The 21811-nt window shown below is 34.4% G+C and carries 23 protein-coding genes; 22 read left to right on the top strand and 1 reads right to left on the bottom strand.

The features are described from left to right. Positions 1-108: 108 nt before the first annotated feature. A complete protein-coding gene (locus F8154_RS07135; protein WP_151860927.1) occupies positions 109-1368 on the bottom strand; it encodes a nucleotidyltransferase in 1260 nt (419 codons plus the stop codon). 218 nt (positions 1369-1586) lie between these two features. Here F8154_RS07135 and F8154_RS07130 point away from each other — a divergent pair, with 218 nt between their 5' ends. The 22 genes from F8154_RS07130 (at position 1587) to rplS (ending at position 21778) form a co-directional block, all read left to right on the top strand. Next, positions 1587-2777: an acetate/propionate family kinase gene (locus F8154_RS07130; RefSeq protein ID WP_151860926.1), complete on the top strand. Its 1191-nt coding sequence runs from the start codon at positions 1587-1589 to the stop codon at positions 2775-2777. A gap of 139 nt (positions 2778-2916) precedes the next feature. Further along, a complete protein-coding gene (locus tag F8154_RS07125; protein ID WP_151860925.1) occupies positions 2917-3450 on the top strand; it encodes a YceD family protein in 534 nt (177 codons plus the stop codon). A gap of 24 nt (positions 3451-3474) precedes the next feature. Beyond that, positions 3475-3654 carry a 50S ribosomal protein L32 gene (gene rpmF / locus F8154_RS07120; RefSeq protein ID WP_151860924.1) on the top strand — a complete coding sequence of 60 codons (180 nt, stop codon included), beginning with the start codon at positions 3475-3477 and terminating at the stop codon, positions 3652-3654. A gap of 450 nt (positions 3655-4104) precedes the next feature. Then, positions 4105-4680 (top strand): transcription factor FapR, encoded by a 576-nt coding sequence (gene fapR / locus F8154_RS07115; protein WP_151860923.1) that lies wholly within the window; start codon positions 4105-4107, stop codon positions 4678-4680. 2 nt (positions 4681-4682) lie between these two features. Further along, positions 4683-5690: a phosphate acyltransferase PlsX gene (gene plsX, locus F8154_RS07110; protein ID WP_151860922.1), complete on the top strand. Its 1008-nt coding sequence runs from the start codon at positions 4683-4685 to the stop codon at positions 5688-5690. Further along, positions 5683-6678, top strand: a complete 996-nt coding sequence (locus tag F8154_RS07105) for a beta-ketoacyl-ACP synthase III (RefSeq protein WP_151860921.1) — start codon at positions 5683-5685, stop codon at positions 6676-6678. The genes plsX and F8154_RS07105 overlap by 8 nt, the downstream gene beginning before the upstream one ends. A 19-nt stretch (positions 6679-6697) precedes the next feature. Then, complete coding sequence (gene fabK, locus F8154_RS07100; RefSeq protein WP_151860920.1) at positions 6698-7648, top strand: enoyl-[acyl-carrier-protein] reductase FabK; 951 nt, start codon at positions 6698-6700, stop codon at positions 7646-7648. Between the two features lie 2 nt (positions 7649-7650). After that, the gene (gene fabD, locus F8154_RS07095; protein ID WP_151860919.1) at positions 7651-8592 is read left to right on the top strand and encodes an ACP S-malonyltransferase; all 942 of its coding nucleotides are present in this window, start codon (positions 7651-7653) and stop codon (positions 8590-8592) included. Positions 8593-8607: 15 nt separating this feature from the next. Then, on the top strand, positions 8608-9348 hold the full coding sequence (gene fabG, locus F8154_RS07090; RefSeq protein WP_151860918.1) for a 3-oxoacyl-[acyl-carrier-protein] reductase: 741 nt from the start codon (positions 8608-8610) through the stop codon (positions 9346-9348). A gap of 49 nt (positions 9349-9397) precedes the next feature. Then, the gene (gene acpP / locus F8154_RS07085; protein ID WP_151860917.1) at positions 9398-9628 is read left to right on the top strand and encodes an acyl carrier protein; all 231 of its coding nucleotides are present in this window, start codon (positions 9398-9400) and stop codon (positions 9626-9628) included. Between the two features lie 187 nt (positions 9629-9815). Continuing rightward, entirely contained in the window at positions 9816-11054 is a 1239-nt protein-coding gene (gene fabF / locus F8154_RS07080; protein WP_151860916.1) for a beta-ketoacyl-ACP synthase II, read from the top strand. Positions 11055-11159: 105 nt separating this feature from the next. After that, positions 11160-11873, top strand: a complete 714-nt coding sequence (rnc, locus tag F8154_RS07075; protein WP_151860915.1) for a ribonuclease III — start codon at positions 11160-11162, stop codon at positions 11871-11873. Then, the gene (locus F8154_RS07070; protein WP_151860914.1) at positions 11866-12888 is read left to right on the top strand and encodes an elongator complex protein 3; all 1023 of its coding nucleotides are present in this window, start codon (positions 11866-11868) and stop codon (positions 12886-12888) included. Before rnc ends, F8154_RS07070 begins: the two co-directional genes overlap by 8 nt. 88 nt (positions 12889-12976) lie before the next feature. Next, entirely contained in the window at positions 12977-16543 is a 3567-nt protein-coding gene (smc, locus tag F8154_RS07065; RefSeq protein ID WP_243141199.1) for a chromosome segregation protein SMC, read from the top strand. Positions 16544-16554: 11 nt separating this feature from the next. Next, positions 16555-17592 carry a signal recognition particle-docking protein FtsY gene (gene ftsY, locus F8154_RS07060; protein ID WP_151860912.1) on the top strand — a complete coding sequence of 346 codons (1038 nt, stop codon included), beginning with the start codon at positions 16555-16557 and terminating at the stop codon, positions 17590-17592. 70 nt (positions 17593-17662) lie between these two features. Further along, on the top strand, positions 17663-18052 hold the full coding sequence (gene ylxM / locus F8154_RS07055) for a YlxM family DNA-binding protein (RefSeq protein ID WP_243141198.1): 390 nt from the start codon (positions 17663-17665) through the stop codon (positions 18050-18052). 18 nt (positions 18053-18070) lie between these two features. Continuing rightward, complete coding sequence (ffh, locus tag F8154_RS07050; RefSeq protein WP_151860910.1) at positions 18071-19417, top strand: signal recognition particle protein; 1347 nt, start codon at positions 18071-18073, stop codon at positions 19415-19417. A 24-nt stretch (positions 19418-19441) separates the two neighbouring features. Next, a complete protein-coding gene (gene rpsP, locus F8154_RS07045) occupies positions 19442-19690 on the top strand; it encodes a 30S ribosomal protein S16 (RefSeq protein ID WP_151860909.1) in 249 nt (82 codons plus the stop codon). Positions 19691-19710: 20 nt separating this feature from the next. Then, positions 19711-19938 carry a KH domain-containing protein gene (locus F8154_RS07040; RefSeq protein WP_151860908.1) on the top strand — a complete coding sequence of 76 codons (228 nt, stop codon included), beginning with the start codon at positions 19711-19713 and terminating at the stop codon, positions 19936-19938. A gap of 142 nt (positions 19939-20080) precedes the next feature. Next, the gene (gene rimM / locus F8154_RS07035) at positions 20081-20575 is read left to right on the top strand and encodes a ribosome maturation factor RimM (protein ID WP_151860907.1); all 495 of its coding nucleotides are present in this window, start codon (positions 20081-20083) and stop codon (positions 20573-20575) included. Next, a complete protein-coding gene (trmD, locus tag F8154_RS07030) occupies positions 20575-21315 on the top strand; it encodes a tRNA (guanosine(37)-N1)-methyltransferase TrmD (RefSeq protein WP_151860906.1) in 741 nt (246 codons plus the stop codon). Before rimM ends, trmD begins: the two co-directional genes overlap by 1 nt. Before the next feature lie 106 nt (positions 21316-21421). Beyond that, positions 21422-21778 (top strand): 50S ribosomal protein L19, encoded by a 357-nt coding sequence (gene rplS, locus F8154_RS07025; RefSeq protein ID WP_151860905.1) that lies wholly within the window; start codon positions 21422-21424, stop codon positions 21776-21778. Positions 21779-21811: the final 33 nt, after the last annotated feature.

Below are 21811 nucleotides of genomic sequence, written 5' to 3'. Positions count from 1 at the left end.
TTATTCCTTATTACCTATTCCTTATTACTTGCTTTTATAGTTTTCAATTTTCAATTTTAAATTATGTTTCAAAGGTTTTAAGGTTTGATTTTTCCATTCAACATTTGTTCACTTACTAACATATATTGGACTATAGGTAAAATCTAATTGCTGTGTTGACATAGCTTTGTTTTTTATTCCTAGTGTATATATGTTTGTGGCTCTAATATCTATTTCTAACATTCTTTTTGCAATTTCACTTCCTTTAAAATGTGTTAACTTATTAATAACTGGTAGAGGACTTTTTTCCTTACAAAGCTTCAATAATTCTCTTCCCTTATCATTAAAGGCTAAAACCCTTATGTATTGGGGACCACCAGCTAAGTTGAAGCTATTAATATCCTTCCTTTGTATATCTAGTAGTAAATGCATTATGATGCGCTGTAGTCTTGTATAGGGATAGCGCTTACTTTTCACACAGTAATAGAACTCCTTTAGAGATTTTGTAGCTAATCCACACTGATATATTTTGTTTTCTAATCCCTCAGACACATCAAAAATTTCTCTTATGGATTTTGCACCTTTTTGTCTTATTAAAGTGAAAATACTTTGTTGAAAGCTATCACTAAAAACAGGACCTATTTCTTGGCTAAAACCCTCATCTAATACTCTATATGAAGCTGGTGGTAATGTATGGCGTATTTCAGATATATTTTCGTTAATATTAATATATTGTCGTATAGCAGTTGCACTAGCAATATTTGCAGTTATATCCTTTGAATGATAGGGAGCTGTTTTTCTAATAATTGTTTCAGGGACTATTGAACTATTTAACTCCTTTAGAGCTTTAATGTATTCAATTGATAAGATATTATTAGGGGTTTTAACAAGCTCCTTGTAGTCTATTGCACTTATTATAGGATCTTCAATTTCCTTTAAATATATGGCTAGAGCTTCACCACGGGCTGCAGGAAATGATTTCCCCAGGTCCAATTGCTGCTTTAAATTTTTTTCAAAGGATGGGGGAGAACAAACTAATATATCTGCAATTTTTTCTAATGGTTTAATATTACCTTTTTCGCTGCCAAAACAGATTGTATCAACTATCCGAAGCTGATTTAATAGCTTGACTGCCCCATAGGCAAAAAGCTCTGCAGTATTGCAGGCATAAACAGTAGGTAGCTCTATAACTAAATCAACCCCTGACTCTACAGCCATTTGTCCTCTAGCCCATTTATGAATTAAAGCAGGTTCACCCCTTTGAAGAAAGTGTCCACTCATAACAGCAATAGTATGGGTAGCCTTTGTTTTTTTAATAGATTCCTTCAGATGATAAAGGTGTCCATTATGAAAAGGGTTGTATTCGGTAATTAAGCCTAAAATCCTCATAAAAAGCCTCCTGAATAATAAAACTATTATTTATATATACTATTTTATACAATAGAAATAATTATAGCAAAAGAAAATAAAATAAACACGTTTATAAAATTTTATAAATAAGGTATAAAGGGTTGAAATATGTAAGAAAATTTATTATGATTGATATGTTAGAGATATAAACATAAAAATTTTGTCAAAACAACAATTTTACTTAGGAGGTCTTTGAAATGAAAGTATTGGTTTTAAACTGTGGTAGTTCTTCATTAAAGTACCAGCTTATAAATATGGAAACAGAAGCAGTATTAGCTAAAGGTGTTGCCGAAAGAATAGGTATAGCTGGTAGCTTTGTAAAGCATGAAGCTACTGGAAAAGAAAAGGTTATCATTGACGAAGCGATGGATAATCACAAGGCTGCAATTAAAATTGTATTAGACTGTTTAGTCAATAAAGTTCATGGAGCAATCAGCTCTATGGATGAGATATCCGCCGTTGGACATAGGGTTGTTCATGGGGGCGAGAAATTTGCCGAATCAGTTATCATTAATGACGAGGTAAAGGCTACACTAGAGGAATGCTCAGAGCTAGCACCATTACATAACCCGCCTAATTTAATGGGTATAAATGCTTGTGAAGAAATACTTCCTAATGTACCTATGGTTGGTGTATTTGATACTGCATTCCATCAGACAATGCCTAAATCATCATTTTTATATGCACTTCCATATGAGCTATATGAAAAATACAAAATTAGAAGATACGGTTTCCACGGAACATCCCATAAATATGTTGCAATGAGAGCAGCTGATATGCTTGGAAAATCTCTTGAAGACTTAAAGCTCATCACCTGCCACCTTGGTAACGGAGCAAGTATTGCAGCCATTAATAAAGGAAAATCAGTTGATACCAGCATGGGCTTTACTCCACTTGAAGGATTAGCAATGGGGACAAGATGTGGTGACATTGACCCTGCTATAACCACCTACCTTATGGAGAAGGAAAATCTTACATCAGGTGATCTAAATAATCTAATGAATAAGAAGTCTGGTGTTTTAGGAATCTCAGGTGTGAGCAGCGACTTTAGAGATATTGAAGCAGCAGTATCAGAAGGAAATGAAAGAGCAAACATGGCTTTAGAGGTTTATTACAAACGAGTTAAAAAGTACATAGGTGCCTATGCTGCTGAAATGGGTGGCTTAGATGCTGTTATATTTACTGCTGGTTTAGGTGAAAACTCTGTAGAAACACGTCAAGCAGTATGTGAAGGCCTTGAGTTCTTAGGTATAAAAATAGATAGTGACAAGAACAATGTTCGTGGAAAAGAGACTATCGTTACAACAGATGATTCAACTACAAAGGTATTGTTAGTACCAACAAATGAAGAATTAATGATAGCTAGAGAGACTAAGGCTCTTATATAGATAAAGGTAGGTTCTCCTACCTTTTTCAATATATATAAATCTATATCATTTATTTGAATAAAATGTTTTAACTATCAAGACAAAATACTTGACAAACCTTTGGTTGGTTTGTATAATCAAATTTAGCGATGGTTTAGAGGTGAAGATTGTGATCATTGATTTAGATGCTCTTAAACGAGAGAGAACTAGTCAACTAGACTTAGATTTCTTGCTCAATCTTGACACCATTAATTATTATGGTGATGAAATACTACTACCTAATCCTTTTTCAGTAAAAGGTAAACTTTATATTATGAATGATAAGGTTTTTCTTACCTGTGATGTTGATACAGTAATGGAGGTTAAATGCAGCAGATGTATTAAACCCTTTACTTATCAGTTTAACACTAAAGTTAATGGGGAGCTTATTAGTGAAGAGCTATACAATGAGGAAGAGGATATAGACATAGGAGACATAATACTTTATCATAATAATACAATTGATTTAGTAGAAGTAATAAAGGATAATATATTTACCAATATACCGATTAAAACCTTATGTAGCAAAACCTGCAAAGGAATATGCTCAAAATGTGGTAAAGATTTAAATTTAGAGGAATGTAGATGCAGCTCAAATAAGGAAGAAGAGATGACTATTGATCCTCGACTTGCTAAATTAAAGGAATTACTTTAAAGAATTAAAGGGAGGTGTTTAAATATGGCAGTACCAAAGCGTAAAACTAGTAAATCAAAAAGAAATATGAGAAGAGCTTCAAATTCTAAGTATGTAGCAGTTGGATATGTGAAATGTCCACAATGCCATGAGCCCAAATTACCCCATAGAGTTTGTGGAGACTGTGGCTACTATAAGAATAGAGAGGTTGTAGAAGTTAATTAATTTATACTACAACAATGATGAGAGAACTCGGTAACCTTACGTATTTTAGTCTTTATTATATACGTTTTGATGGCCGAGTTTTTTGCGTCTAATTATTTCTTTTAGTTTTCATTTTCTATACTTTATGTCTTTAACTCTTCACTCTTAATTATTAATTTTTCACTTTTAACTTTCTTTTTATGGTTTTTCAATTTTTCCCTATTCCTTATTACTTATTCCTTATCACTTATTCCTTATTACCTATTCCTTATTACTTGCTTTTGTAGTTTTCCATTTTCCATTTTCAATTTCTTTTAAGGTTATTCATTACTAATTGTTTTTGCATTCATAACATAATATTAGTTAATGCTAAAAAAACTAATTTAATTCTATTGATTTTTACTTTTTTATAATATATACTTTATATTAGTATCAGGTACTAATTACAAGTACTAATTGAGGTGAAGAATTTTGAAAACTACAGGTAGGCTTAGTAAAGCTAATCGCCAGCAAAAGCTTTTAGATTTGTTAGATAATGACCCCTTTGTAACAGATGAAGATTTAGCAGATAAATTTTTCGTTAGCATACAGACTATACGACTAGATCGCCTAGAACTTGGTATACCTGAACTAAGGGAAAGGGTAAAAAAGGTAGCAGAGAAAAACTATCAAAAGGTTAGAAGTATTGTAGGTACAGAGATCATAGGTGAGCTAATTGATTTAAGTCTTGGAGAAAGGGGCATTTCAATACTTGAAACAACACCAGATATGGCATTTAGTAAAACCAACATAGTAAGGGGACATCATATTTTTTCTCAGGCAGAATCATTGGCTATGTCAGTAATAGATGCAGAAGTAGCTTTAACAGGAGTTTCTAATATTAAGTATTTAAGCCCGGTTCAAGCAGGGGATAAAATGGTGGCTAAGGCAGAAGTAGTTAGAGTAAGGGGAAACAAGCATTTTGTACATGTAAAGATTCATGTAAATCAAAATCAAGTTTTTAGAGGTAAATTCATACTTATAGCAATACATAGTAGGGAGGTATAACTATGAAAATAGCTTTAGATGCTATGGGCGGCGATCATGGTTCAAAGGTGACTGTAAAAGCAGCTGTTGATGCAGTAAATCAATATGACATTGAATTAATATTAACGGGAAATCATAGCAAAATAATAGAAATACTTAATCAATATGAATATCCAAAAGAAAAAATAGAAATAATTCACTGTGAAGAGGTTATTGAGAATGAAGATAAGCCTGTAGCGGCAATACGTAAAAAGAAAAACTCATCAATGGTGGTTGCCTTAAATCTTGTTAAAGAGGGAAAGGCTGATGCAATTATATCTGCCGGTAATACAGGAGCATTATTGGCAGGAGGACTACTTATATTAGGAAGAATTAAAGGCATTGATAGACCTGCATTGGCGCCTGTATTTCCAACACATAAAGGCATTTCTGTTCTTATAGATGGTGGTGCTAACTCCGACTGTAAACCCAGAAACTTTGTTGAATTTGGAATAATGGGTAGTATATATGCAGAAAAGGTTTTAGGGATTAAAAAGCCTAAGGTGTGCCTTGTTAATATAGGAATAGAAGAAGGTAAAGGAAATGATATTACACAAAAGGCATATAAGGCTTGTAAAAATGCACCATTTAACTTTCATGGAAATGTTGAAGCAAGAGACATACCTACTGGATACACCGACGTAATTGTTTGCGATGGCTTTACTGGAAATGTAATATTAAAGCTTACAGAGGGTGTGGCTGCATCAATATTTAAAATTCTAAAGGAGGAGCTAACAAAAAACCCCGTTAGAAAAATTGGTGCACTGATTTTAAAATCAGGATTAAAAGGTTTTAAGAAGCGATTTGACTATACAGAGTATGGCGGAGCACCCTTCCTAGGGGTCAAAGGAGCTTTAATTAAAGCCCATGGCAGCTCTGATGAAAAAGCAATTAAAAATGCTATAGGTCAAGCAAAAACTGTAATAGAAAATAATATAGTGGAAGACATTACATATGAAATAAAAAAACTAGGAGCTGATATTCTTGAATAACACCTACTCAGTTGGAATTACTGGAACTGGCAGTGCTTTACCAGAAAAAGTAGTAACGAATTTTGATATAGAAAAAATGGTTGATACTACAGATGAATGGATTAGAGCAAGAACAGGAATATCCTGTAGGCGAGTATCAGATGAAAAAACTGCCACTTCAAATCTTGCAACTGAAGCTGCATTAAAGGCATTGAAGGATGCTAATATTAAAGCTGAAGATTTAGACCTAATTATTGTTGCTACTGTAACACCTGATATGAGCTTTCCCTCTACAGCCTGTATTGTACAAAAAAATATTGGGGCAATGTCAGCAGCTGCCTTTGATATTGAAGCTGCATGCTCAGGGTTTTTATATGGCTTAACAATAGGAGAGCAATTTATTAAAAATGGTATATATAAAAATGCATTGATTATTGGAGCAGAAACCTTATCTAAAATATTAAATTGGGAAGATAGAAATACCTGTGTTTTATTTGGAGATGGTGCAGGGGCAGCAATTATTGAAAGGGTAGAAGAAGGATATGGAATTCTTTCATCATACCTTGGAGCAGATGGTTCGGGAGGAATGTCCTTAACTCAGCCTGCAGGAGGTTCTCGACTTCCAGCATCCATAGAAACCCTACAAAAGAAATTACATTATGTTCAAATGGATGGTAGTGAAGTTTTTAAGTTTGCAGTAAGGGTTATGGGAAGAGCCGCATTAGAAGTACTTAAGAAGAGTAATATATCAATAGATGAAATAGATTACATGATTCCTCACCAAGCTAATATTAGAATAATTGAAGCAGCAGCTAAAAGATTAAAGCTTCCTATGGAACAAGTGGTGGTAAATCTTCATAAGTATGGAAATATGTCAGCAGCGTCTGTACCAGTTGCCCTTGATGAAGCCCTTAAGGATGGAAGAATTAAAAAGGATGATGTAATAGTTTTAGTAGCCTTTGGTGGAGGCTTAACATGGGCTTCTAATGTAATTAGGTGGTCACAGTAGGACTATAAGGAGGAATAAGATGTTCCACACAAGACTTTGTGATTTATTAAATATAGAATATCCAATTATTCAAGGTGGCATGGCTTGGGTTGCAACTGCGGAGCTAGCAGCAGCAGTTTCAGAGGCTGGAGGCTTAGGAATAATTGCTGCAGGAAATGCACCTGCTGAGGTTGTTGAGGAGGAAATAAAAAGGGCAAAGAAAATGACAAGTAAACCCTTTGGGGTAAATGTAATGCTATTATCACCCTATGTTGAGGATGTAATAGAAGTAATATATAGAGAAAGAATATCTGTAATTACAACAGGTGCTGGAAACCCGGGTAAATATATAAAAAAATTTAAGGAAATTGGAACAAAGGTAATTCCTGTAATACCTTCGGTGGCTTTGGCAAAGCGTATGGAAAAACTAGGTGCAGATGCAATAATTGTGGAGGGTACGGAAGCAGGAGGTCATGTAGGAGAATTAACTACTATGGTACTTGTTCCACAAATAACTTCAGCAGTGGGTATTCCTGTAATTGCCGCTGGAGGAATAGCCGATGGTAGAGGCCTATTAGCAGCCCTATCACTTGGTGCTGAAGGTGTTCAAATTGGCACACGATTTATATGCTCTGTCGAGTGTAGGGCCCATGACAAGTATAAAGAAATGCTTTTAAAGGCTAAGGATAGAGATGCAGTGGTTACCGCAAGAGCTACAGGACATCCAGTAAGGGTACTTAAAAATAAGTTAACCAAAGAGTTCACTAGACTTGAAAAGGAAGGTGCCTCTATTGAAGAATTGGAAGCTTTTGGCACTGGAAAGCTTAAGGTTGCGGCTGTAGAAGGAGATGTAGAGGAAGGGTCAGTTATGGCTGGTCAAATTTCTGCAATGATCAATGATATAAAGCCCTGCAAAGAAATAATTGAAGGAATAATTCATGATGCCAATAAGCAGCTTAAGCTATTAAGGCAATATAGCAAGGAGGAGTAAAGATGAGTAAAACTGCTTTTGTTTTTCCAGGACAAGGTGCTCAATATGTTGGAATGGGTAAAGAAATAACAGAAAATTTTTCTGTAGCTAAAGAGGTATACCAAGAAGCAAGTGACTATCTAGGCTATAACATGAACAAGCTTTGCTTTGAAGGGCCTAATGAAGAGCTAGTAAAAACTGAGAATACCCAACCTGCCATATTAACAACCACCATTGCCCTTTTAAGAGTTTTAGAAAATGAAGGGATTAAATCTGATATAACAGCTGGTTTGAGCTTAGGTGAATATGCTTCCTTAGTTAAATCAAAGGTGATTGATTTTAAGGATGCAGTTAGAATAGTTAAAAAACGTGGTAAGTATATGCAAGAAGCTGTACCTCAAGGAATTGGAACCATGGCAGCTATATTAGGGCTAGACAAAGAAAAACTGCAAAAATCTATTGAAGAGTGTCGGCATTATGGTGTAGTAGAAACTGCAAATTATAATAGCCCAGGACAAATCGTGATTTCTGGCGAAGTAGAGGCAGTAAAAAACGCAGTAAAGAAGGCTGTTGAATATGGAGCTAAAAAGGCTGTAATACTTCCTGTAAGTGCACCCTTTCACTGTAGCCTTTTAAAGCCTGCAGGAGAAAGACTTGAGAAGGAGCTTTTGAAGTATTCCTTTAATACCCCTCAAGTTGGAGTAGTCACTAATGTAGATGCAAAACTACTGAAGGATAAAGAAGCTGTAGTCCCTAGCTTAGTAAAGCAGGTAAGTCAATCGGTTTTATGGCAGGATTCAGTTGAATATATTATAAATGAAGGAATAGATACCTTTATAGAAATAGGTCCAGGTAAATCCTTAAGTGGTTTTATCAAGAAAATAGCTAAAAGCCTAAATGCCCAAATAAGTATTAAAAATATTGAAGATGTAAACAGCTTTAAAGCATTAATAAATAGCTTATAACAGAGAGGTGTTAGTATGTTAAAGGGAAAAACTGCTTTAGTAACTGGTGGCTCAAGAGGAATTGGTAAGGCAATTTCTAAAGCTTTGGCAAAGGCTGGTGCAAATGTAGTTATTAATTACACCAGTAATGGAGAGGCTGCTGATGAGGTAGTTAAAGAGCTTGAAAAAGAAGGTGTTAAAGCCCTAGCAGTAAAGGCAAATGTAGCTGATCCAAATGATGTTAAGGAAATGATGAAAAAAATTGAAGAAAATTTTGAGGGCATAGATATATTAGTTAATAACGCTGGAATAACTAGAGATAATCTTTTTATGAGGATGAAGGATGAAGAATGGCAACAGGTTATGGATGTTAATCTTAACGGAATATTCTTTTGCACTAAAGCTGTGATAAGGAGAATGATGAAGCAGAAGTATGGAAAAATAATAAATATGTCATCTGTTGTTGGAGTTATGGGTAATGCTGGTCAAGCAAATTATTGTGCATCTAAGGCAGGGGTTATAGGATTAACTAAATCCCTGGCAAGGGAATTAGCTGTAAAGAATATTAATGTTAATGGAATTGCACCAGGCTTTATAGACACAGATATGACTTCGGTTTTACCCGATAGCATAAAAGAAGACCTATTAAATAATATTCCTTTAAAAAGATATGGAAAGCCTGATGATATTGCAAATTTAGTTGTTTTTTTAAGTAGTGAAAATGCCAATTACATAACCGGTCAAATAATTCATGTAGATGGTGGTATGGCTATGTAGCTTTAAATTAAAATATAAAAATTAATCAAAATTTGAGGAGGAAATAAAAATGGTATTTGAAAAAATTGTTGAGATTATTGGAGAACAGTTGGGAATTGATGATATGAGCGAGGTAACTATGAATACCTCATTAATTAAGGACTTAGAGGCAGACTCTTTAGATGCAGTAGAAATAATTATGGCGATTGAAGATGAATTTGGGGTTGAAATACCAGATGATGAAGCAGAGAAGTTTAAAAATATTGGAGATATTGTGAAATACGTTGAAGCAAAAAAATAAAGAAAACTTAGTTCAGATGGAGTTTTAACTCCACCTGAACTCTAGTTCCGCTTACTTTCTAGCTTGGCGGCACTTATCTGCCGCTTAAGAAGCGGGAGTGTTAGTAACGCCGCTGAGATAAAGAAAACTTTTAGGAATAGGTTAAGTCCCGTTAAAGCGGGACTTATTAGCTAAGGGAGGCAGTAATATGAATAGAAGAGTTGTAATTACAGGGATTGGATCTATAACACCAATTGGCAATACAGTTGAAGAGTATTGGAATTCCTTATTGTCTGGAGTATCAGGAATAGACTATATAACTAAGTTTGACACCAGTGATTATCCTACAAGAATTGCTGCAGAGGTAAAGGGCTTCAATCCAGAGGAACATATTGATAAGAAGGAAGCAAGAAAGATGGATCGTTTTACTCAATTTGCTGTGGCTGCATCACTTATGGCCATGAAGGATGCTGGCTTAAAAATTGAAGACATTGTAGCAGAAAAATTTGGTGTTATACTTGGCTCTGGAATAGGAGGGATAGAAACCCTAGAAAATCAACATCAAAGGTTAATGGAGAAGGGTGTTAAGCGTATAAGTCCATTTTTCATTCCAATGATGATTTCAAATATAGGTGCTGGTCATGTTTCGATGTGCTTGGGGGCTAAGGGACCTAATACTACAATAGTAACTGCCTGTGCATCATCAACTAATGCAATAGGAGAAGCCTACAGGGTTATTAAAGGTGGCTCTGCAGATGTTATGATAACAGGAGGAATGGAGGCTTCAATTACACCGCTATCCATTGCTGGCTTCTGTTCAATGAAGGCTATGTCTACCCATAATGAAGCTCCTAAAAAAGCCAGTAGACCCTTTGACTTAAACAGAGATGGCTTTGTTATGGGGGAGGGCTCAGGTATATTAATGTTAGAGGAGCTAGACCATGCTCTAAAAAGAGGAGCTAAAATCTATGCAGAAGTAGTGGGCTATGGAATGAGTGCAGATGCTTATCATATAACTGCTCCATCACCAGAGGGAGAAGGGGCTGCCCGTTCAATGGAGCTAGCATTATCAGATGCAGATATTCCATATCAATCTATTGATTATATTAATGCCCATGGTACCAGTACCCCCTATAATGATAAATTTGAAACTATGGCTATTAAATCTGTTTTTAAGGAACATGCAAAAGACATAAGTATAAGTTCAACAAAATCTATGACAGGCCATTTACTTGGAGCAGCAGGAGGAATTGAAGCTATTGCCTGTGTATTAGCAATAAAAGAGGATGTTATACCACCAACAATAAACCTAGAAAATCCTGATCCAGAATGCGATCTTGATTATACAGCAAATAAAGCTAAAAAAAGAGAAGTGAATTATGCTCTATCTAATTCCCTTGGATTTGGTGGACATAATGCAACGATTATTATTAAAAAATATAGATAAAACTTAATTTAACCAAATAATTATAGGGTAATTAAACCTCTATAATTATTTTTTTAAAAGGTATATGCAGCTTATAGTAAGTTGATAGGAATGGAGTGGAATTCAATGAATGTAACAAGAAGTAAACAACTAAAGCAGTTTCAAAAAATAATTAACTATAATTTCAATAATATTAAGCTAATAGATGTGGCCTTAACCCATAGCTCCTACGCCAATGAGATTAAACATCGTATAGTAAGCTATAATGAAAGACTAGAGTTTTTAGGTGATTCTGTTTTAAGCCTTGTAGTCAGTGATTATATATTTCATCAGTATAAGCATCTTCCAGAGGGGGAGCTGACAAAGGTTAGAGCAAATGTTGTTTGTGAACCCTCCTTGGCAAGCAAAGCTAAAATGATTGAGCTAGGAGAACATCTTTTGTTGGGTAAGGGTGAAGACAATACAGGGGGAAGATATCGTGATTCTATTTTAGCAGATGCTTTTGAAGCTGTAATTGGAGGCATCTATTTAGATGGTGGTTTTCAAGAAGCCAGTAAATTTATCCTTAATAATATGATAGATTTAATAGAGCTGGCTGTAGAAGGAAAGCTCATAATCGATTATAAAACCCATTTACAAGAATTAATACAAAGCAAGTCAACAGAAAAAATAGCCTATAGAGTGGTTAAAGAAAGCGGACCAGACCATGACAAAACCTTTAATATTGAAATCATTTTTTCTAATACAATTTTAGGAGCGGGGCAGGGAAAAAGCAAAAAAGAGGCTGAGCAAAATGCAGCAAAGGAAGCTATTTTAAAGGAAAGCTATAAAGATGTCTAAAAAAAAATATATAATTCCAATATTTATTCCCCATAGAGGATGTCCCCATGATTGTAGCTTTTGCAATCAAAAAAGAATTGCAGGTAACATTAAGGAAATGAATGGTAAGGATATAGAAATACAAATTAACGAATATTTAAACCTATACCCAAAGACCACCAAGAAGGAGATTGCCTTTTATGGTGGCAGCTTTACTGGTATACCAATAAACAAGCAAAAAGAACTATTACAGCCTGCATATAAGGCTAAAGTGAATGGTATTATTGATGATATAAGAATATCCACTAGACCAGATTATATTGATACTAATATACTTAAAATACTAAAGGACTATGGTGTAACAATTATTGAACTAGGGGTACAAACAACAGATGATGAAGTACTTAAGTATAATAAAAGAGGGCATACAAAGTCTGATGTTGCCAAAGCTGTAGCTACAATCAAAAAAGAAGGCTTCAAGTTAGGTCTTCAAATGATGCTGGGTTTAGCAGGAGATTCCGTTACAGCAATTGATAATACAGTTAAAGACTTTATCAACTGGAAACCTAACTTTGTAAGAGTTTACCCCACACTTGTAATTAAAGATACTTTTTTGGAGGAATTATTTAATACTGGCAATTATATACCCTATACCTTAGAGGAAGCAATAACCATTGCTAAAAAAGTACTAATACAATTTCAAAGGGAAGGAATAAGTGTTATTAGGGTGGGACTTCAAACTACAGAGGAAATAACCTATGGTAAAGGTGTAGTGGCAGGTCCATATCATCCAGCCTTCCGTGAGATGGTGGAAACAGAAATATATAAAGAAAAAATTGAGGGGCTTCTAAAAGATAAGAAGGTGATTTTTAATAAAAGCATTGTAGTTCATTGTAATACAAGGGAAGCTTCAAGGGTTTCAGGCTATTGTCAATCAAACAAAAACTACTTTTTAAATAAATATAATCTTAAAAGCATGAAGATTAAATCCACTTATCAAAAGGACCCAGACCAACTAGAGATTGAAGTATTCTAGTAGGTCTTTTTCTTTTTAAGTCTTTATGATAAAATTAATCAGTAATAACTTGACATTAACTTGGGGTGATTTTTTGTATCTAAAGAGATTGGAAATTCAAGGATTTAAATCTTTTGCAAATAAAATAGAAATGCAATTTGAAAATGGCATTATTGGAGTGGTAGGACCTAACGGAAGTGGTAAAAGCAATATATCAGATTCCATAAGATGGGTACTAGGAGAGCAAAGTCCCAAATCACTAAGGGGCAGTAAAATGGAGGATGTTATATTTGCAGGTACAAACTCCAGAAAACCATTAGGTATGGCTGAGGTTTCCTTAACCTTAGATAATACCTCAATGCTAATGCCAATAGACTATGGTGAAGTAACTATAACAAGAAGGGTTTATCGCTCAGGTGAGAGTGAATACTACTTAAATAAAGCCTCCTGTCGCTTAAAGGATATTAGGGAATTACTAATGGATACTGGAATAGGAAAAGAGGGCTATTCCATAATAGGACAAGGGAAAATTGACGAGATTCTTAGTAGTAAGCCTGAAGAAAGAAGACTAATATTTGAAGAAGCAGCAGGGATTATAAAGTATAAATCAAGAAGAGATGAAGCAGAGAAAAAGCTAAATACTACTAGAGACAATCTTTTAAGGGTGGCTGATATTTTACACGAGCTAGAAAATCAATTGGAGCCCTTAAAAAATCAAAGTGAAAAGGCCTTAAAATTTAAAGAAATAAAGGAAAAGCTGTTAAAGCTTGAGGTTAATTTGATAATTAGAGAAATTGATAAGACAGAAGTGGGATTAAATGAGCTAACAAGACAAATAGAATTGCTAAAAAATTCTATGGAGGAGCAAAAGAAAGAGAACAGTGAGTTAAATAAGCAGCTAGATAATAATAGTAGACTACATGTACAATGGGATGAAAACTACTCAAATATGCAGAAAATGTATTTTAATACAGAAAACGAAATTAAGAAAAAGGAAGGAGCCATTGAGCTTAGCAAAGAAAAAACAGTCCATATCGATTCAAATTTAGAGAGAATTAAGTTGGAAATACTAAAGCTACAGGAAGAGGAAAAAGAGGCTAATCAACAGATAGAAGTTAAGCTTGTTGAGCTTGAAGTAATATGTAAAGAGCTAGACAGCCTTCAAAAAACCATAGAAGCTAAAACCAGTGAGTATGAAAGTCAGTTAAGTCAAAATACCTCTAAGGAAAAGGAAATGGAAGAGGCAAAATCCTACATAATTGACGCATTAAATGAAATTAGTGACAAGAAAAGTGAGTTAAATAGTATCAAAACCTTAATAAAAACAATGGAGGATCGACTTCAGCAGATAAATAATGAGCTAGAGGATACTAACCTTAGACTAAAGGAAAAAAGAAAAGAGGTTTTAGATTTAGAAAAAGAAGTTAACTTTATTGCAAATGAAATTTCTACTGTTAAGGCTAAAATAATAGAATTAAATAATAAAAACAGTGAATTAGAAAAGCAAATATTATTAAATACTAATACAATAGAAGACTTAGTAAAGAACTTGAACCATAGGCAATCAAGAAAAAATGTTCTTGAGGAAATGGAAAAGGAACATGAGGGCTTTAATAAAAGTGTAAAAAATATATTAAATGCCTGTAGTAAAATACCGAGCTTAGGGAGTGGAGTTTACGGAGTAGTTGCAGATTTATTAAAGGTTCCTAAGGGCTATGAAATAGCTATTGAGACAGCACTTGGAGTTGCTATACAGAATATTGTCTGCGAAACGGAAGAGAAGGCAAAGGATTTAATAGCTCACATGAAGAAAAATAACCTGGGTAGAATTACGATATTACCATTAAGTGCTGTTCAAAGTAGAAGTATTAGTAATGAAGAATTAAAAATTATTAATGAACACAAGGATGTCAAATTAGCAATAGATATAATTAGCTTTGAAGAAAAGCATAAAAATGTTTTTTCTAATCTTCTATCAAGGGTATTGATTGTACCGAATATTGATACTGGAGTTATTATTGCTAAAAAGCTTCAGTACAGGCTACGAATTGTGACAATAGACGGTGATGTTATTAATATAGGTGGCTCATTAACAGGAGGTAGCAATATTAAAAGCACTTCAGGTATACTGGGTAGAAAAAGAGAACTTGAAGAGCTGGTAATTGGTATAAAAAAATTACAGATAGACATAAAAAAGCATAAGTCATTGCTTATAGAAATGAACAAAAAAAAGAGTCAATATTCAGAAGAGCTAACAAAGCTTAATAGTATTTTACAAGAGCATAAAATAAAGGAAGCAACATTACTAAGCTGTATTCAACAATCAAAAAAAGAAGAAGCACAATATATAGGTTCTATTACACAAATAGAAGGTGAAGTTCAGCAGATAAATAATGCCAATAAAGACTCATATAGGAAGCAGCAGGCTGTAGATGCAGAAATATTAAAGCTTGAAGAGGAAATTTCTAATACAAGATTGGCAGTTAATGAAACACAAAATAGCCTTCAAGGGAAAAGGAACATACTAGAGGCTTTAAACATAGAAATAACCCAAAATAGAGTTAAGGAAGCTGAGGTTGAAGGTAATAAAAGGAATCTACTTCAAGATATAGATCACCTACAAGCTTCAATAAGAAAGGCAGAGAAGTTAAGAGAGTTAAAGGATAAGGAAATTGTAGAGATAAATATCAGGTATACACAGCTTGAAGAAGAAATAAACAGCCTTAAAAAGGATCTGGAGGAACTAAGGGAAAGTGGCAACAGCCTTGAGATTAAGCTAAATGAAATGAAGAATGAAAAAACTATTATATTGAAGGAGGAAGAGGATTTAAGGAGAAGACTTGAGGATAATCAAAAGGTAATAGCAGATATTCAAGAGAATAGTCATAGGCTAGATGTAAAAAGAACAAAGCTAGAAATGCAACAGCAGGCATATTATGATAAATTGTGGGAGGAATACGAGCTTACCTATAGCACTGGACTACAGCTTAAAGAAGAGCTACAGGATATTGGTAAAGCCGCTAAGGAAATAAATGAACTAAAGAATGAAATAAAAGCTTTAGGCAACATTAACTTAGAGTCTATTGAAGAGTATAAAAGAGTTAAAGATAGATTTGATTTCTTAAAAAAGCAAAAGGACGACCTATATCAAGCCCAGGAATCATTGAAGGAGGTTATACAAGAGCTAGAAAGCAATATGGAGCTACAGTTCACAAAGCAGTTCCAAGTAATACGTGAAAACTTTAATAGTGTATTCACCAGATTATTTGGAGGTGGAAGGGCAGATTTAGTTATGGAGGATGAAAAAAATGTTTTAAATTCAGGTGTTGATGTAATTGCACAGCCTCCAGGGAAAAAGCTTCAAAACCTATCATTACTATCGGGAGGAGAAAGGGCTCTTACAGCCATAGCATTGTTATTCGCCATATTATTAGTAAAGCCTAGTCCCTTTTGTATTTTAGATGAAATAGAAGCAGCCTTAGATGATGCTAATGTTCAAAGATTTTCAAGCTTTTTAAAGGAGCTTTCAGAAACTACTCAGTTTATTGTTGTAACCCATAGAAAGGGAACTATGGAAATAACAGATGCACTTTATGGGGTTACAATGGAGGAAGAAGGGGTTTCAACCCTTGTTTCAGTTAAGCTATCAGATAAAAACCAAGAAATTGCCAGCTAGGAGGAAATACAATGTTAAAAAAGCTTTTTGATAAATTTAAAAACGAAAATGAAGAAAAGGATCAAAAAATAGAGGATGTTGAAAATAATAAACAAGCTGAAGCTAGTGCTTCTACCGAAGAAAATGAGGCTAATATATTTAAGCGACTTAAAGAGGGATTATCAAAAACTACACAAGGTATAACAGTAAAAATTGAAGACCTTATTAAGTCATACCAAAAAGTTGATGAAGAATTATTAGAAGAGCTAGAAGAAGTTTTAATAACGGCTGATATAGGTGTTCAAACAACTATGGAAATAATTGACCATATAAGGGATAAGGCTAAGGCAGAAAAAATAAAAGAGCCAGAAATGATTAAGGTTATTTTAAAGGATAAGCTAAAGGAGATTTTAGGCGAGTTTGAAGATGATCAACAGCTAAATATCCAGCCTTCACCCGCAATCATTTTAGTAGTTGGAGTCAACGGTGTTGGAAAAACCACCTCAATTGGTAAGATTGCCCATAAGCTTAAGGGACAAAATAAAAAGGTTCTTTTGGCAGCAGCAGATACCTTTAGGGCGGCTGCCGTTGAGCAGCTAAAGATTTGGGGGGATAGAGTAGGGGTAGAAGTAATAAGCCATCAGGAGGGGGCAGACCCTGCAGCTGTAATATTTGATGCTATACAGGCGGCTAAAGCTAGAAAAGTAGACGTATTGATTTGTGATACAGCCGGTAGACTTCATAACAAAAAGAATCTTATGAATGAGTTAGGGAAAATATCTAAGATTGTAGAAAGAGAATATGCTAATGCCACAAGAGATGTATTGCTAGTATTAGATGCAACAACAGGTCAAAATGCTATTCAACAGGCAAAAATATTTAAAGAAGCAACAAACATTTCAGGACTAGTACTTACAAAGCTAGATGGAACTGCCAAGGGTGGTGTTATAATAGGCATAAGTCAAGAGCTAAAAATACCTGTAAAGCTTATTGGAGTTGGAGAAGGAGTTGCAGATTTACAGGAATTTGATTCCAATAGCTTTGTTAATGCTCTGTTCGGTGAAGAATAAATTTAAAAAGTGTTTGACAGAGAGAGAGATTTATTATACAATACATCTGTAAAGTAAAGCGCCTTTACACATGAAGATTATAGGAAGTGTTTTAATGATTGAAAAGACCATTAAAATTTCAATGCTATATGATTTTTATAGCCCCCTTTTGACAGAAAGACAGAGGGATATAATAGATTATTATTATAATCAAGATTTTTCATTAGGAGAGATAGCTGAAATATTTAGCATATCAAGACAGGCTGTCTATGATACAATCAAAAGAACCGAAAAAATCATGTATGAATACGAAGAAAGGCTTAAGCTGATAGAATTATACAGCAGTAGAGCAGAAACCATAAAAAAGACATTTATACAGGTTGAGCAATTAGACAAACTTATTAAAAAAAACGCTCCAAAGGAAGAACTGGAGGAAGAAATTAGAGTTATAAAAATACTACTAACAGATATACATAACTAATCTCAAGGAGGTTTCGTAATGATATTTGAGGGATTGGCTGAAAAACTACAAAATACCTTTCACAAGCTAAAGGGTAAAGGTAAAGTCAACGAAAAAGATGTAAATGATGCAATGCGAGAGGTCAAAATGGCCCTTCTTGAGGCAGATGTTAACTTTAAAGTAGTAAAGGACTTTGTTAATAAAGTTAAGGCTAGGGCTATTGGTGCAGAGGTCTTAGAAAGCCTTACACCAGGGCAGCAGATTATTAAAATCGTTAATGAAGAGCTAACAGAACTAATGGGGTCAACCCAAAGTAAAATTGCCTTTTCATCTAAACCCCCTACTGTTATTATGCTGGTTGGACTTCAAGGAGCAGGTAAAACCACCACATGTGGAAAGTTGGCTAAGCTTATTAAAAAGCAGGCTAAAAGGCCACTACTTATTGCGGCTGATATTTACCGACCTGCTGCAATTAAGCAGCTTCAGGTGGTTGGTGGACAGGTTGACGTTCCAGTATTCACGATGGGTGACAAGCAAAATCCTGTAAATATTGCTAAAGCAGGGCTAGAGCATGCTATTAATCATGGTAATGATGTAGTGATAATAGATACTGCAGGGCGACTTCATATAGATGATGAATTAATGGGAGAACTACAAAGTGTAAAAGAAAGTATTAAACCCCATGAAATTCTATTGGTTGTAGACTCCATGACTGGGCAGGATGCTGTTAATGTGGCAGAACACTTTAACGAAAAGCTTGGAATAGATGGTGTTATTTTAACTAAGCTTGATGGTGATACTAGAGGTGGAGCTGCTTTATCTGTTAGAGCGGTAACAAATAAGCCTATAAAATTTGCTGCTTTAGGAGAAAAGCTAGATGATATAGAGGTTTTCCATCCCGATAGAATGGCTTCAAGAATATTAGGAATGGGAGATGTACTAAGCTTAATTGAAAAGGCACAGGAAAATTTTGATGCTAAAAAGGCAAAGGAACTAGAGAATAAAATTAAATCACAATCATTTACCTTTGAAGATTTTTTAGACCAACTACAACAGATGAAAAATATGGGTCCAATAAGTCAGCTATTAGAAATGATTCCTGGTGCTGGCAAACAGTTAAAGGGATTAGAGGTAGACGAGAAGGAGCTTGTATATATACAAGCAATTATACAATCTATGACAAAAAAAGAAAGACAAAATCCCAGCATTTTAAATGGCAGCAGAAGAAAAAGAATTGCTGCTGGTAGTGGAACGTCTGTTCAACAGGTGAATAGATTAATAAAGCAATTTGAACAAACAAGAAAAATGATGAAACAGTTTACAGATATGGAAAAGGGTATGAAAAAGGGTGGTAAATTTAAGCTTCCCTTTGGAAATAGATTTTAAATGTATTTTAAGGAGGTGAAATAAATGGCTGTTAAGATAAGATTAAAAAGGATGGGTGCTAAAAAAAGACCCTTCTACAGAATCGTGGTTGCTGATTCACGTGCACCAAGAGATGGTAGATTCATTGAAGAAATAGGCTACTATAATCCAGTTTCCGAGCCAAAGGAAATTAAAATAAATGATGAAAAGGCTGAGAAATGGCTAAAGGATGGCGCACAACCTACTGATACTGTTAAATATCTGCTTAGGAAAAGCGGCATTATTGGAGAATAATGTTAGGGGGTTTTACACAAATGGGCGAATTAGTTAAAGTAATTGCACAAGCTTTAGTAGATTGTCCTGAAGAAGTTGTTGTCAACGAAATAGAGGGGAATCAATCCATTATTGTAGAGTTGAAGGTAGCCCCAGAGGATATGGGTAAAGTAATCGGTAAACAAGGAAGAATTGCAAAAGCCATTAGAACTGTAGTTAAGGCTGCAGCTACTAAGGATAATAAAAGAGTAATTGTAGAAATAATCTAATCAAAATTACTAAATTAAGCTAAACCCCCAGAACTAGACTGAGAAATATTGCAACTACAAAGTAAGTAGTTAACGGGCTTCTTGGTTATAAATGCAGATGGGGGTCTTCTAATTAAAAATCATTCATAAAGCAGGTGTCAATATGAAGTTTTTACGGGTTGGAAAAATAGTAAATACCCATGGAATTAAAGGTGGATTAAAGGTAGTTCCAACAACCGACTACCCAGAACGTTTCGAAGAGCTAGAATATGTTTATTTAGACAAAACAACAAAGCTTACTATTAATAAGATACAATATGTTAAGAATATGGTTATTGTAACCTTTCAGGACTATGGAGATATAAATTTAGTTGAAGGTTTCAAAGGCAAAGCGCTATATATTGATGAATCTCAACGTAGAGAGCTACCAGAAGATACCTATTATATTATAGATCTCATAGGTATTGATGTTTATACAGTAGATGAAGTCTATTTAGGCAAAGTTAAGGACATAATACAGACGGGACCAAGTGAAGTATATGTCATAAGAAATGATGAGGGAAAGGAAGTTATGATTCCAGCAGTAAAGGAGTTTATGCCTGTTATTGATATTGAGGCAAAAAAAATCATAGTGAAACCTATTGAAGGAATGATTTAATGATAATTAGAGTATTAACTCTTTTTCCTGAAATGTTTAAGCATACTCTGGGAGCCAGTATCCTTCAGAGAGCTAGGGAAAAGGGTATTATAGATATAGAGTGCATTAACATAAGGGATTATTCAGACAATAAGCATAAAAAGGTGGATGATTACCCCTATGGTGGTGGTGCAGGTATGGTTATGACACCACAACCAATTTTTGATAGTCACAGGGTACTAATGGATTCTATAGATGCCAAAAGCAAGCCCAAAACCATATACATGTCTCCTAAAGGAAAAACCTTTAATCAATCTATGGCAGAGAGTCTATCTAAAGAAGATGTTCTGATTTTTATATGTGGTCATTACGAAGGAATAGACCAAAGAGTTATAGATAATCTCGTAACTCATGAAATATCAATAGGTGATTATGTATTAACAGGTGGAGAAATTCCAGCTATGGTTGTTATTGATTCTGTTGCTAGATTAATACCAGGGGTTCTTTCTCACACAGATTCCTATCAAGAAGAGTCCTTTTATTCAAGCTTACTTGAGTATCCCCATTATACTAGACCTCAAAGCTTTAGAGGAATGGAGGTTCCAGATGTATTGTTGTCGGGTAATCATAGCAAAATAGATGAGTGGAGACGTAAAAAATCCTTAGAAATAACATTAAGAAATAGACCAGATTTACTTAAGAAGGCAGATTTAACGCCAGAAGACAAGAAAGCAATTATTCAATTAACCAATAGTTTATAACTACCTATTGCTATTGCAAAATGGGTGTGATATAATTACAAAGGTATTACGGGCGGTCCTCTATGAAATAGTCATATGAACGTCTAGGAAGAGAGGAGGTACAGCAATGGATTTAATTAATTCTATAGTAAATAAGCAGCTTAAAAAAGATATAGTAGAGTTTAATACAGGTGATACAGTAAAGGTTCACGTACGTATTAAAGAAGGTAATAGAGAAAGAGTTCAGATATTTGAAGGAATTGTAATTAAAAGACAAGGCGGAGGTATTGCAGAAACATTTACAGTAAGAAGAATTTCTTATGGTGTAGGTGTAGAAAGAACTTTCCCAGTGCACTCTCCTAAAGTAGAAAAAATTGAAGTTATAAGTCGTGGTAAAGTTAGAAGAGCTAGATTATTCTACCTAAGAGATAGAGTTGGTAAAGCAGCCTTTAAAATTAAGGAAAAGAAAAAGTACAAAGCATAGAAAAATAAAGTACACAGGGGGACGGTTCTTGTG

It is taken from the genome of Alkaliphilus pronyensis (genome assembly GCF_009017275.1).
Lineage (GTDB): Bacteria > Bacillota > Clostridia > Peptostreptococcales > Natronincolaceae > Alkaliphilus_C > Alkaliphilus_C pronyensis.
This window is presented reverse-complemented; position numbering and strand designations above follow the sequence as displayed.

Bases quoted from the DNA above. Each gene is read 5' to 3' on its own strand.
- F8154_RS07135 (WP_151860927.1), bottom strand. From the start codon at position 1,368: ATGAGGATTTTAGGCTTAATTACCGAATACAACCCTTTTCATAATGGA.
- F8154_RS07130 (WP_151860926.1), top strand. From the start codon at position 1,587: ATGAAAGTATTGGTTTTAAACTGTGGTAGTTCTTCATTAAAGTACCAG.
- rpmF (WP_151860924.1), top strand. From the start codon at position 3,475: ATGGCAGTACCAAAGCGTAAAACTAGTAAATCAAAAAGAAATATGAGA.
- plsX (WP_151860922.1), top strand. From the start codon at position 4,683: ATGAAAATAGCTTTAGATGCTATGGGCGGCGATCATGGTTCAAAGGTG.
- fabK (WP_151860920.1), top strand. From the start codon at position 6,698: ATGTTCCACACAAGACTTTGTGATTTATTAAATATAGAATATCCAATT.
- fabD (WP_151860919.1), top strand. From the start codon at position 7,651: ATGAGTAAAACTGCTTTTGTTTTTCCAGGACAAGGTGCTCAATATGTT.
- fabG (WP_151860918.1), top strand. From the start codon at position 8,608: ATGTTAAAGGGAAAAACTGCTTTAGTAACTGGTGGCTCAAGAGGAATT.
- acpP (WP_151860917.1), top strand. From the start codon at position 9,398: ATGGTATTTGAAAAAATTGTTGAGATTATTGGAGAACAGTTGGGAATT.
- fabF (WP_151860916.1), top strand. From the start codon at position 9,816: ATGAATAGAAGAGTTGTAATTACAGGGATTGGATCTATAACACCAATT.
- rnc (WP_151860915.1), top strand. From the start codon at position 11,160: ATGAATGTAACAAGAAGTAAACAACTAAAGCAGTTTCAAAAAATAATT.
- F8154_RS07070 (WP_151860914.1), top strand. From the start codon at position 11,866: ATGTCTAAAAAAAAATATATAATTCCAATATTTATTCCCCATAGAGGA.
- ftsY (WP_151860912.1), top strand. From the start codon at position 16,555: ATGTTAAAAAAGCTTTTTGATAAATTTAAAAACGAAAATGAAGAAAAG.
- ylxM (WP_243141198.1), top strand. From the start codon at position 17,663: ATGAAGATTATAGGAAGTGTTTTAATGATTGAAAAGACCATTAAAATT.
- ffh (WP_151860910.1), top strand. From the start codon at position 18,071: ATGATATTTGAGGGATTGGCTGAAAAACTACAAAATACCTTTCACAAG.
- rpsP (WP_151860909.1), top strand. From the start codon at position 19,442: ATGGCTGTTAAGATAAGATTAAAAAGGATGGGTGCTAAAAAAAGACCC.
- F8154_RS07040 (WP_151860908.1), top strand. From the start codon at position 19,711: ATGGGCGAATTAGTTAAAGTAATTGCACAAGCTTTAGTAGATTGTCCT.
- rimM (WP_151860907.1), top strand. From the start codon at position 20,081: ATGAAGTTTTTACGGGTTGGAAAAATAGTAAATACCCATGGAATTAAA.
- trmD (WP_151860906.1), top strand. From the start codon at position 20,575: ATGATAATTAGAGTATTAACTCTTTTTCCTGAAATGTTTAAGCATACT.
- rplS (WP_151860905.1), top strand. From the start codon at position 21,422: ATGGATTTAATTAATTCTATAGTAAATAAGCAGCTTAAAAAAGATATA.